Genomic DNA, 11,276 nt, shown 5'->3' with positions numbered 1-11,276 from the left:
GCATCAAGTTGTTCGCAACGTGTGGTGAACAAGTTGTGAAGATCGTGGGAACTGCTGTGTACAAACCCTGACAGGCACGGAAAATGCACGCGTTCATGCCGCATCAAGGCTGCCACAGATAGCAGCATCCTCTGAAGTTGCGGCCATCAATGAGCCTGCTTCACATGCTCACCGAGGAGATCGCGGCCAAAGTCACCGTCAAAGCTGCGCCAGACGCTGTGAACATGGTTGGCCTCGTTTTGAGTGTTGTCGTACTCAATGAGGAAAGTCTTCCCCTGCACCCGGTAATAATGAGGCTCACCACGCTCCTTGCCACCGGCCCAGGCGAAATAAACAGGCCCACCCTTCTTGATCTCGGCACGCGCCTCGTCTGCGATCTCAGGACGCATGCGTTCGAGATACTCATCAATCAAACGTGTGAGCATGCCCTTCTGCTTTTCATCCAGCGAGGTGTCTGGCAGACCGGCTGGCGACAGTGCGCTGACCTTGTGCTCGGCGGCGGTGATCATCTCCTTGGGCGCCTCCGTGGCGACAAAAGCCGTCTTAAACTGATCGGGTGTGAGTGATTTGACCAACTCGCGGCCCATCTCTTCCTCCACGGCGAGCACACGCAGGCCGGTCAGCGGTCCCTGGCGAATTTCGCCTGGATTGCTGCCCATGAACGCGGGGGTGACACGCAGAAGCTGTCCATCCTTGATGGTGAAGTTCAAAGACAGGTGATGCCCCTCCACCCGCCAGCCCCAGGCACCCTTGTCCGCCGGCTCTCCGAAAATGGAGACAAAATATTTTTCAGGATCACGCTTCTCGCGCACGGCAGCGCGTTTTGACTCATCCGCGCCTTCGATTTGAAACAGGACTTCCTCCAAACTCATGATGGTGACGGCTTTGGCGGTGCCACGAAGACCGAGACCGGTGTTTAGCAAGGCGTGGGCGAGCAGACGCTGCTGCGGTGTCATTTCCTTCATGGAAAGACCTTTGCGCTCACGTGGGATGAAGTGCCAGTTCTCGCGCTCCACATCGGCAAACTCGAAAGCGGCCCGGCTTTTTTGCTCCGGCGTGAGAGCGGCCAGGAAAATCTTGGCGATGGCCGACATCTGCGCACCCGCATCATGAGCATGCAGGCTGCCGGGAAAAACGAGATAAAGAGCAAGGAGCGGGACGGCAAAAAAGCGGAGAGGGTGCATGAACATGGCGGATGGTGGACGAATCGTGGGCGAGTCGAACGGCGACAGCAACAACAGTTTGTCATTCGTTGTCATCATTTTTTCCGCCACGAGCGCCGAGTCGTTGACACTTTCCTCCGCGAGGTTGTAGTCTGCGCATTATCGGAAAAAATCCAGCGCACCCGCCCCACCCGTCACGATCGCATGTACTCCAATGAAGCATACCTACTCGAACAGCTCCAGGAATCCGGGCTGCTGAACGATCATGACATCCAGCAGATTAAGAATGGCCAGAAGCCGGGTGAGAGCACCCTGGAGGCCCTGATCAAAACCGGCGTGGTCTCCGACGAGCAGGTGGCGCAGACCGTGGCGGTGAACGCCGGCATGGAGTACGTCGATCTGAACGGCTTTGAACCGCACTCAGGCCTCAGAGCGCTTATCAGCCTCGACGTGGCGCTTAAATACAAGATCGCGCCGCTGGGAACGAACGGGACCGCGTTGCAAATTGTCATCGCCGACCCTTTTGACTTTGAGACGCTGGACGCGCTGCCGCATGTGTTGCAGCCGGAACTCGAATTTTTCTGCTCCACACCTTCACTGATCAAAACGCTCCAGGCCAATCTATACGGCAACGAAGCCGTCATGGGAACGCCGAAGGCCAAGAACATGGACGGCACCGTCACCGACGACGACGCGCCGGTCATCAGGCTGGTGACGAACATGCTGATGGAGGCGTTCAAGAACAAGGCGTCTGACATTCATGTGGAGCCGCTGGAGAAGGACATCCGCATCCGCTACCGCATGGACGGTGTGCTCGTGGATGTGGAGCATCACCCGAAGCGCCTGCACTCTGCCATCATCGGCCGCATCAAGATCATGACCGGCTCGATGCAGTTGGATGAGAAGCGCGTCCCGCAGGACGGACGCATCCAGATGGCCTACAACGACAAGGAGATCGACATGCGTGTTTCGATCATCCCGACGAACAACGGTGAGAGCGTGGTCATGCGTGTGCTAGACAAGAGCAGCCTGCGCCTTGGCCTCGTGGATCTCGGCTTCCTCAGTGACGACCAGGCCATGTTTGAGCGCCTGATCACCCTGCCGGACGGCATCATCCTGGTGACGGGGCCAACCGGTTCCGGCAAGACCACCACGCTGTATGCCTGCCTTAACTTCATCAATCGACCGGACCGCAAGATCATCACGGTGGAAGATCCTGTGGAATACGAGCTGGCAGGCATCAACCAGGTGATGGTGAAGGAGGATGTGGGCATGACCTTCGCCGCCGCGCTGCGCGCCATGCTGCGCCAGGCGCCCAACATCATCATGCTGGGGGAAATTCGAGACCTGGAGACCGCGTCCATCGCCATCCAGGCCTCTCTGACCGGCCACTTGGTCTTTTCGACACTTCATACCAACGACGCCCCCAGCGCGGTGGCGCGTCTCGCTGACATCGGCGTGAAGCCCTTCCTGATCGCCTCCGCCGTGCGCGCCATCGAGGCTCAGCGTCTCGTGCGCAAACTCTGCGGCGACTGCAAGACCCCCTCGTCAATGAGCGACCGTGAGCTGCGCGCCCTGGGGCTGGAGGTCTCACAACTGGCCGAGGCCACGATCATGGGCGCGAACGGCTGCAACAAGTGCCGCCAGGGCGGCTACCGCGGACGTATGTCACTCGTGGAGATTTTCACGATCGACGACGAAGTGCGGAACATGATCAACCAGCAGCTCACCACACCGCAGCTCCGTAAACGCGCCCGTGAGCTGGGCATGCGCACTCTCCGCGAGGACGGCGTGCGCAAAGTACTCTCTGGCCTGACCACCGCCGAAGAGGTCATTGAGGCCACCATGGCCGACGCTGACTGATTTTACCGACATTCTTCAAGACGAATCCCATTCCCACCAGACGACCATGACAGCCCAGAATGTGATAGACATGCTCGAAAACCGCGGCGTGATCGACAAAGGCGTCGCCTACGACATCGAGCAGGACAGCGTCCACAACGGCAAGGACATTATCCAGGTGCTGCTCGACTACGGCATCTACTCCAACGAAGACGAGTTCTGGGCGCAGGTGGCGGATGAGCTGGGCGCAGATCATTTCGATCTCGACAATTTCGAGCCACCGCCCTCAGTGGTGGCTCTCATCCCGGCGGGCATGGCCCGGCTTTACGGCGCTTTCCCAATCACGCTGGACGCGCAGGGGCTGCATGTGGCCTTCACCGACCCACTGAACGCTCAGCTTGTCGAAGATCTGCGTTTCGGCGTGGAAAAGACCATCGTCCCGGTCGTCGCGCGTCGCAGCCAGGTGCAGTCGCTGATCGAGAAGCACTACGGTAGTGGCGCGCCCAGCATCGAAGAAATCTTCGGCAACCTGGGCAAAAGCGGCGGAAAGGAATCATCTCCCGAAGCGGAGGCCAACTCAGCCCCCATCGTGAAATTCGTCGATCTGGTGATGCATCAGGCCATCAAAGAACGTGCGAGCGACATCCACTTCGAACCCTTTGAGCGTGAGTTCAAGATTCGTTACCGCGTGGACGGCACCCTCTATGAAATGGCCCCGCCGCCGGTGCATCTGGCCACTTCCGTGATCTCCCGCGTGAAGGTGATGGCGAACATGAACATCGCCGAGCGCCGCATTCCGCAGGACGGGCGCATCATGACCACCGTAGGCGGCAAGTCCGTGGACATGCGCGTGAACTCCCTGCCCACGCAGCATGGAGAGTCCGTGGTTTTGCGTGTGCTGGACCGCTCCTCCATCCAGCTCGAACTTTCTGACCTGGGCATGGGCGAAAGCCTGCGAGACTATATTGAGGAGACGATTCACAAGCCAAACGGTATCTTCATCGTCACCGGCCCCACCGGCGCTGGCAAGACGACCACCCTCTACGCCTGCCTCCGCAAGATCAACACCATCGACGCCAAGCTGCTCACCGCTGAAGATCCCGTCGAATACGAGCTGGACGGTATCATGCAGGTGCCGATCAATGACGCGGTGGGCCTCACCTTTGCCAAAGCGTTGCGCTCATTCCTCCGACAGGACCCCGACCGCATCATGGTGGGGGAGATGCGCGACCTCGAAACCGCGCAGATTGCCATTCAGGCCTCGCTCACGGGGCATTTGGTGCTCAGCACTCTGCACACCAATGACTCCGCCGGCGCTGTCACCCGTTTGGTGGACATGGGGGTCGAGCCGTTCCTCGTCGCCGCCACCCTGGAAGGAGTACTCGCCCAGCGCTTGCTGCGCACCATCTGCAAGTCCTGCCGCTCCCCCTACGAGCCAAGCCTGCATGTCCTCAACCAGCTCAACCTCTCCGTTGAAGACATCGGCGGAAAGCACTTCCACACCGGCTCCGGCTGCTCAGTCTGCGGCGGCAGCGGTTACAAGGGGCGCCGGGGCATCTACGAACTGCTGGATGTCACTGACCCGATCCGGGAGCTGATAACTGGTCGCGCTCCTTCGCTGGTGCTGCGCCAAAAGGCCATCGAGCTGGGCATGGTAACACTGCGCGAGGACGGCCTGCGCAGCATCTATGACGGAGAAACCACCATCGAAGAAGTGCTCAAATACACCTGATGGCGGTCATTCGCCCGAGTTGAACCAACACTCGCGCTCTCCCGCTCATTATTTGATGGACAGAACACCCGCCGCCCCGGTATCCTAAATTTCCTCCACCGCAAAATTCGCCTCCAAGAAGACACGTCCCTATGCCCAAGTTTCACTACATCGCCCTGGACCAAAACGGCCAGGAAACCGCCGGAGACCTTGATGCCGCCTCTGAAGCCGATGCCATCAACCAACTCCGGCAGTCCGGCCTGTATCCGACCAGCGTCGCCGCTGAAGGGCAGGGTCAGGCCGCCGCGATCAAGAAACGGGCCAAAACCTCCACCAAGGGCAAGGCCAAGGTCGTCAAGGTCGGTGCCAATGCCAAGGTCAAGAGCAAGACCTTGATGGTATTTACCCGTCAGCTTGCCACGCTGATCGACTCAGGCCTGCCGCTGCTTCGCGGACTCACCGTTCTCGGTCGTCAGGAGCCGCACCTCATCATGAAGGGCACCATCAACACACTGGCTGAAAACGTGCAGACCGGCAGCACCTTCTCGGAAAGCCTTCAGCAGTACCCGCGCATCTTCAACAAGCTCTACATTAACATGGTCAAGGCCGGCGAGCTCGGCGGTGTGCTCGAACTCGTCCTCAACCGTCTCGCTGAATACCAGGAAAAGGCCCAGAAGCTCAAAAACAAGGTCGTCGCGGCGATGGTTTACCCCATCATCGTCATGTGCATCGCGTCCGCCATCATGGTTTTCCTCATGATGGTCATTGTACCACGCTTTGAGACGATCTTTGACGACATGATCCCTGGCGGAAAAAGCAAGCTGCCAGAACTGACCAAGTGGGTCATCGGCTTCAGCCGCAACATGTATGACTACAAATGGTATCTCCTCGGCATACTCATTGGGAGCATCCTTTTCTGGAGAATGCTCGCAGCATCCAAAGGCGGCCGCCGCTGGATCGACCGCGCCAAACTCAAACTCCCGCTTTTCGGCGATGTTCAGCGCAAGACCGCCATTTCTCGCTTCACCCGCACTCTCGGCACCCTAGTCACTTCTGGCGTGCCAATTCTACAGGCGCTAAACATCACGCGGGACACTGCCGGGAACACCGTCGTCTCAGACGCTATCACTAAAGTGCATGACGCCGTCAAAGAAGGGGAATCGATGGTTGCGCCACTCGAATCCAGCGGCGTTTTTCCGCCCATGGTCATTTCAATGGTCGATGTCGGCGAGGAAACCGGCCAGTTGCCTGAAATGCTTCTCAAGATCGCCGACGTTTACGAGGATGAAGTGGACAATTCCGTTTCCGCCCTCACCTCGATGCTGGAACCCCTCATGATTGTGATTTTGGCTCTCGTCGTCGGCGTCATCGTCATGGCCCTGTTCCTCCCACTCATCGACGTGATCAAAAACCTGAGCGGCGGCGGCGGCGGTTAGTCTTGGCTGGAACTTCTAAACATGATTTCCATGAAACTGGCTCACTTTCAATTCAACCCACGACGGGGCTTCACCTTGGTTGAGATGCTCATCGTGATTACGATCATAGCAATACTGGCAGGTCTCACCATGGGAGCCTACACTTACGCCATGCGTTCCTCGAAGCGTCGTCTTACCACCGGCACTTTTGAGGCGGTCAAATCTGCGTTGGATAACTACAACACAGAATTTGGCGAGTATCCTGAACCTGTCGGCAAGGGGCAGATGATGGAACTTCTACCTGGAAAAAGTTATGACACCTCCGGTGCCGCCTGCCTTTATCAAGCGCTCAGTGGAGACGGTTACGACCAGATCAAAGGAGTAAGCGGTAGCGGGGACAACACTTCCGGCTCGTCCGACGGCAAGACTGAGGGCGTCGAAGTCAAAAATATCATGCTCAAGGAGATGCCTCAGAGTATGTATATACGCCGCGGTTCGGCCTTCCTGCTAGTTGACGGCTTCGGCAGGCCCTTTCAATACATCAAGGCTAAACCCGCAGACACCGCTTCTAGTGGAACTGACAATACTAGCGAAGAGGACAAAGTAGTCACCATCAATACCACCTACGACCTTTGGTCTTATGGAGAAGATGAGATGAACACCACCAAAAATTCATCCGACGCCTTGAAGGATCCGAAAATAGCCATCAAATGGATCAAGAACTGGTAGGGCGAGTCATGTCACGGGTCTTGAAATCTCATTGAACCTTCCCTCACGGGCATAAATTGCCCTGCATGCCCATCGGTCTCGCCATAGCCTCCATCCTTGCGCTGTTCATCAGCTTTTGGACCCTGAACATTGCCCGCGATCCACGAGTCTGGCGTCTCTGGTGGATGGATCTGCTGGGAGCCCTGGATGTGGACTCAGACCGTGATCAGCGTCGTGTGCAGGAGACTCAGATGTCCTTCATCTGCTACGCGCTTTTCGTGCTTCTGCTGGCCACCAGCCTCAGCGGAGCTTTTTGGACTGTGGACCTCGTGCGCGAATACAAACGCGATAAAACTCGGTTTGAGCGTGAGATCGACAGTTCCAACCGAGAGATCGAGAAGGTCAAAAGCAAGCCGCAGAGCATCAAGCGCTGACCCTGGTCCGTCCCGAGAATTGAGTTTGCGCCGTGCCATCATCACGGCGAAGAAAATGGGCACCATACCCATTCTATGAACCGCCAGGAAAACCTCGAAGCCCTTTTTCGCGACGGCAAGACCGTCATCCTCCCCATTGACCATGGCTGTGCCATTCCCGTGCCCGGCTTGGAAAATCCCTTCCAGATCATCGACCAGGTCAACGATTTCGTCGATGGCTACGTCCTGAACCTCGGCGTCGCCCTGCGTGCGGCGGACAGCCTCGCGGGCAAAGGCATCATTCTCCGCACAGACATCTATAACACCCGAACAGAGGGCGAGGGCGCGGGCAGCATCGGCGTTTACGGTGTTGAGGAAGCCGAAATGGTCGGTGCCAACGCCGTCATGAACATGCTGTATCCCTGGTCCAAGTATGAGAAGGCCAATTTCCAGGAGTGCGCCGATCTCATCCGCCTCAGCCTCGACACCGACATCCCGGTCATCCTCGAATCCCTTCCTTACGCGCTCGGAGCCCCAGACAAATACACCGTGGAAAACGTCAGCTTCGCCGTCCGCCTCGCCGCCGAACTCGGAGCGGACGTGGTGAAGACCCCCTACCCTACCAACGGCACGGTCGATGAATTCCGACGCATCGTCGCCCAAAGCTTCGTTCCCGTCATCATCCTCGGCGGCGCTGCCATGGGCGACGACGCCGGCCTGCTGCAGATGGTCGAGAATGCAATGGACGCCGGTGCCGCAGGCATCGCCATCGGCCGCAACGTCTGGCAGCACAAAAATCCGGGGGCCATCGCCCGCAGCCTCTCTGCGGTCGTTCATGAGGACATGTCCGCCCTTGAAGCGCTCGCGCTGCTGAAAGAACCCGTGCGCTGAATCAGTTTCGCTTCAGCCAAACCATGAAACGACTGCTCCTTGCCGCCAGCCTTCTCGCCGCGCTCAATCTCCACGCGCAGCAGAATCAAACCTTCGAGATCAAGGCCGATGACTGGGCCGAAGGCGAACCGCCCAAGGAGGTCTTTGTCGTCGATGGCACCATCAAAATCGCCGCGCGTGAGGGCAACAAGGCCATCGTCATCGATCCTGCGCCCATTACCGATGCCAGCGCCCAGCTTGCTGTCTCCGCCGCTGGGAATGCCATCATTGAGGCACGCATCTTCGCCACCAAGCGCGGGCGCAGCACTCCGCGCTTCGGCGTCAGTGTGCATGGCATGAGTGGTTACCGCCTGCTCGTCAATCCAGCCAAAAAAGCCCTCGAACTCGCGAAAAACGACCAGACCATCGCCACCGTGCCCTTCACTTGGACCACCGATGTCTGGCTGAAGGTCAAGCTTGAGGCCAAAAAGGGCGAAGGTGACGCATGGAGCATCACCGGCAAAGCCTGGGCCGCCGACGCCGCTGAGCCCACCGAAGCGCTCATCAAGCACGAAGACAAAGGACTCAAAGGCCAGGGCAAATGCGCCATCTGGGCCACTCCGTTCTCCGGCGAGCCCGTCTTCTTCGACGACATCCGCATCAGCATTGAAGCTGCGCCAGCCCCGTAAAGTGGTCCGCACAGTCCCCTGTGCGGCGCTCCGCAAGCTTCTCCGACTTTCTGAGGCCAGACACTCCTCTCCTATCCGAGGTCTTTTCAGCTAACCCGGTCGTCGGCCTTTGACGTGCCGCACAGAGGACTGTGCGGACCACATTGGTGTGGTTCAGTTCGCCGGTGCCTTCACCGTCATGTTGCCCGGCACCGTCGCCGTCGCATCCTTCCCGCTTAGCATCTTCATCCCGGTCATTCGCGCTGACATGTAGCCGACGAAAATATCCGCGTGCATCTCGATCGGCAGCCGCAGCGCATCATCGGAAATCCAGATGGTCGAGGTCTTCATCTTCTTGTAGCTGCTCAGCACCAAAGTGCCTCGATCGATCTTGCGAATTTTCACGCTCACCTTGATGCACGGCCGCTTCTGACCGCCAAACTCCAGCGTTTCGCGCTCCAGCACCTCAAACGTGGTCAGGTATGGCTTGTCCCACGGCTGCACCACCCGCGTCACCTTCTGCCCCGGCGTCAGCGCCTGGCTGCGCACATACAAAATCACCGAGAGCAGGTCCTCCATCGGCCCATACGGGCAGATCGCGGTAGAAGTACTCTTCGCGCCCTTCTTCGGCGAGATTGTCGTCTCCGTCACTGCCCGGCTTGGTTCAAACGACACGCGGTAGCGGCAATTCTCCGCGCTGTCCGTCTCGCTGTGGCTCAAAAAACGCGGCTGAATCGTCGTGCGCTCGATGATCGAGGTCATCTCGCAGTCATACTTCCACAACGTGCGCGCAAAGCCCGTGCTCGAAGCCGTGGCGTCCGCCCGCCAGTAACTCCCCGCCTCCTTCACGCTCAGCGAGGCCTTGCCCGCTGTGATGAAATTGTTCCAGCCCAGCTCAAATGTGAGCTCGCACGGCGGCACGTTCAGATACGGCCCCAATGGCGCTTTGGTCAGGTCTTTGGCCCAGCCCGGTGCCTGCCCATGAGCACACACAGAGGACAGCAAAACAATCAACAGGAACAGGCGGCGCGTCATGCAGCAGCATTCCCTCGATTTTCCCTTTTGCCAGCGCCTGTCTTTATCGCCACAATTCATCCATCATGCACGACCCCCGAATCGACGCCCTCTCCCGCCAGCTCGTCCGCTACTCCACCAAAGTCAAAAAAGGCGACTTCGTCTGGATCGACCTCTTTGACGTGCCCAGCGCCGTCGGCCAGAGCCTCATCCGCGAGGTCGTCGCCGTCGGCGGCCTGCCCATGGTCCGCATCAACGACTCCGTGCTCACCCGCGAGCAGATGATCTATGCTGATGCAAAGCAGTACGACCTCATCGCGAAGAACAACCTCGCCTTGATGAAAAAGACCGACTGCTACATCGCCGTGCGTGGCAGCCACAACATCACCGAAAGCTCCGACGTGCCTGCGGATAAAATGAAGCTTGTCATGGCCAAGTTGCGCCCCGTGCAGAACGAGCGTGTCAACAACAGCCGCTGGGTCGTCCTGCGCTGGCCCACGCCCTCCATGGCTCAGCAGGCCGGCATGAGCACCCAGGCCTTCGAGGACTTCTTCTTCCGCGTCTGCCTGCTCGACTACGCCGCCCTGCTCCCCGCCATGAACGCCCTGAAGAAGCTCATGGACAAAACCCAGATGGTCCACATCACCGGCCCCGGTACCGACCTGCGCTTTAGCCTCAAAGGCCTCAAGGCCATCGCCTGCGGCGGCAATCACAACATTCCTGACGGCGAGGTCTTCAGCGCCCCTGTCAAAGACAGCGTCGAGGGCGTCATCAGCTACAACGCCCCCACCATCTATCAGGGCATCGCCTTCGACAGCGTGAAACTCGAGTTCAGCAAAGGAAAAATCGTCAAGGCCACCGCCAACAACACCGAGGCCATCAACAAGATCTTCGACAGCGACGAAGGCGCCCGCTACATCGGGGAATTCGCCATCGGCTTCAATCGTGAGATCAAGGAGCCCATGCGCGACATCCTCTTTGACGAAAAGATCGCCGGCAGCTTCCATTTCACCCCCGGCCAGGCCTACGAAGGCATCGCCGACAACGGCAACCGCAGCCAGGTCCACTGGGATCTCGTCAACATCCAGCGCCCCGACTACGGCGGCGGCGAGATCCGCTTCGACGGCAAGCTCATCCGCAAAGACGGCAAGTTCCTCCTGCCTGAGCTGAAACCGCTGAATTATTGAGCCATCCGCGCCCATTCAGAGGCCAGGCGCATGCTACTTTTCGCTCAATCTCCCTTGGATGAGTTCTACGCCCAGCTTTGCCGTTTTTGAAAACGGATGTTCCGGCCCCAAAGCCTTGCCAAATCCCGCCTCCGCGCGCTGCATCAACGCCAGCGATTCCTTAGCAGCCTGTTGAAAAAGAGGGGTTAAAAAGGCCAAAACTTGGGGGCCAGTCTTCTTCGCGGCCTGGGTGCTGTTGGTGGCCGATTCGCATGATGGAACCTTGTGGCGCTCTCAAGCGTGTCC

Annotated in this window: 10 protein-coding genes; 8 read left to right on the top strand and 2 right to left on the bottom strand. The window is 58.6% G+C overall.

Features of this window, described 5'->3' with window-relative positions:
- Nucleotides 1-146 precede the first annotated feature (146 nt).
- Nucleotides 147-1,184: a DUF3500 domain-containing protein gene (locus ACILSI_RS18720; RefSeq protein WP_395723432.1), complete on the bottom strand. Its 1,038-nt coding sequence runs from the start codon at nucleotides 1,182-1,184 to the stop codon at nucleotides 147-149.
- A gap of 183 nt (nucleotides 1,185-1,367) precedes the next feature.
- Here ACILSI_RS18720 and ACILSI_RS18715 point away from each other — a divergent pair, with 183 nt between their 5' ends.
- The 7 genes from ACILSI_RS18715 (at nucleotide 1,368) to ACILSI_RS18685 (ending at nucleotide 8,811) form a co-directional block, all read left to right on the top strand.
- Entirely contained in the window at nucleotides 1,368-3,026 is a 1,659-nt protein-coding gene (locus tag ACILSI_RS18715) for a GspE/PulE family protein (protein ID WP_395723431.1), read from the top strand.
- Nucleotides 3,027-3,072: 46 nt separating this feature from the next.
- Nucleotides 3,073-4,737, top strand: coding sequence for a GspE/PulE family protein (locus ACILSI_RS18710; protein WP_395723430.1), 1,665 nt, complete (start codon nucleotides 3,073-3,075; stop codon nucleotides 4,735-4,737).
- A gap of 131 nt (nucleotides 4,738-4,868) precedes the next feature.
- Nucleotides 4,869-6,152 (top strand): type II secretion system F family protein, encoded by a 1,284-nt coding sequence (locus ACILSI_RS18705; RefSeq protein WP_395723429.1) that lies wholly within the window; start codon nucleotides 4,869-4,871, stop codon nucleotides 6,150-6,152.
- Between the two features lie 30 nt (nucleotides 6,153-6,182).
- Nucleotides 6,183-6,860, top strand: coding sequence for a type II secretion system protein (locus ACILSI_RS18700; protein WP_395723428.1), 678 nt, complete (start codon nucleotides 6,183-6,185; stop codon nucleotides 6,858-6,860).
- A gap of 65 nt (nucleotides 6,861-6,925) precedes the next feature.
- On the top strand, nucleotides 6,926-7,273 hold the full coding sequence (locus ACILSI_RS18695) for a hypothetical protein (protein WP_395723427.1): 348 nt from the start codon (nucleotides 6,926-6,928) through the stop codon (nucleotides 7,271-7,273).
- Between the two features lie 75 nt (nucleotides 7,274-7,348).
- Nucleotides 7,349-8,143 (top strand): class I fructose-bisphosphate aldolase, encoded by a 795-nt coding sequence (locus tag ACILSI_RS18690; RefSeq protein ID WP_395723426.1) that lies wholly within the window; start codon nucleotides 7,349-7,351, stop codon nucleotides 8,141-8,143.
- A gap of 23 nt (nucleotides 8,144-8,166) precedes the next feature.
- The gene (locus ACILSI_RS18685; RefSeq protein ID WP_395723425.1) at nucleotides 8,167-8,811 is read left to right on the top strand and encodes a hypothetical protein; all 645 of its coding nucleotides are present in this window, start codon (nucleotides 8,167-8,169) and stop codon (nucleotides 8,809-8,811) included.
- A gap of 153 nt (nucleotides 8,812-8,964) precedes the next feature.
- Here the strand turns inward: ACILSI_RS18685 and ACILSI_RS18680 are convergent, their stop codons facing one another.
- Nucleotides 8,965-9,825 (bottom strand): DUF3108 domain-containing protein, encoded by an 861-nt coding sequence (locus ACILSI_RS18680; RefSeq protein ID WP_395723424.1) that lies wholly within the window; start codon nucleotides 9,823-9,825, stop codon nucleotides 8,965-8,967.
- A gap of 65 nt (nucleotides 9,826-9,890) precedes the next feature.
- Between ACILSI_RS18680 and ACILSI_RS18675 the strand changes: the two genes are divergently transcribed.
- On the top strand, nucleotides 9,891-10,991 hold the full coding sequence (locus ACILSI_RS18675; RefSeq protein WP_395723423.1) for an aminopeptidase: 1,101 nt from the start codon (nucleotides 9,891-9,893) through the stop codon (nucleotides 10,989-10,991).
- Nucleotides 10,992-11,276: the final 285 nt, after the last annotated feature.

This window comes from Prosthecobacter sp., assembly GCF_044232965.1.
GTDB lineage: Bacteria > Verrucomicrobiota > Verrucomicrobiia > Verrucomicrobiales > Verrucomicrobiaceae > Prosthecobacter.
Note: the sequence above shows the minus strand (reverse complement) of the source record. Positions and strands in the feature narration are given on the sequence as shown.

What these genes read in the sequence shown, in the direction of transcription:
- ACILSI_RS18720 (WP_395723432.1), bottom strand. Translation starts at nt 1,184, where the DNA reads ATGCACCCTCTCCGCTTTTTTGCCGTCCCGCTCCTTGCTCTTTATCTC.
- ACILSI_RS18715 (WP_395723431.1), top strand. Translation starts at nt 1,368, where the DNA reads ATGTACTCCAATGAAGCATACCTACTCGAACAGCTCCAGGAATCCGGG.
- ACILSI_RS18710 (WP_395723430.1), top strand. Translation starts at nt 3,073, where the DNA reads ATGACAGCCCAGAATGTGATAGACATGCTCGAAAACCGCGGCGTGATC.
- ACILSI_RS18705 (WP_395723429.1), top strand. Translation starts at nt 4,869, where the DNA reads ATGCCCAAGTTTCACTACATCGCCCTGGACCAAAACGGCCAGGAAACC.
- ACILSI_RS18700 (WP_395723428.1), top strand. Translation starts at nt 6,183, where the DNA reads ATGAAACTGGCTCACTTTCAATTCAACCCACGACGGGGCTTCACCTTG.
- ACILSI_RS18695 (WP_395723427.1), top strand. Translation starts at nt 6,926, where the DNA reads ATGCCCATCGGTCTCGCCATAGCCTCCATCCTTGCGCTGTTCATCAGC.
- ACILSI_RS18690 (WP_395723426.1), top strand. Translation starts at nt 7,349, where the DNA reads ATGAACCGCCAGGAAAACCTCGAAGCCCTTTTTCGCGACGGCAAGACC.
- ACILSI_RS18685 (WP_395723425.1), top strand. Translation starts at nt 8,167, where the DNA reads ATGAAACGACTGCTCCTTGCCGCCAGCCTTCTCGCCGCGCTCAATCTC.
- ACILSI_RS18680 (WP_395723424.1), bottom strand. Translation starts at nt 9,825, where the DNA reads ATGACGCGCCGCCTGTTCCTGTTGATTGTTTTGCTGTCCTCTGTGTGT.
- ACILSI_RS18675 (WP_395723423.1), top strand. Translation starts at nt 9,891, where the DNA reads ATGCACGACCCCCGAATCGACGCCCTCTCCCGCCAGCTCGTCCGCTAC.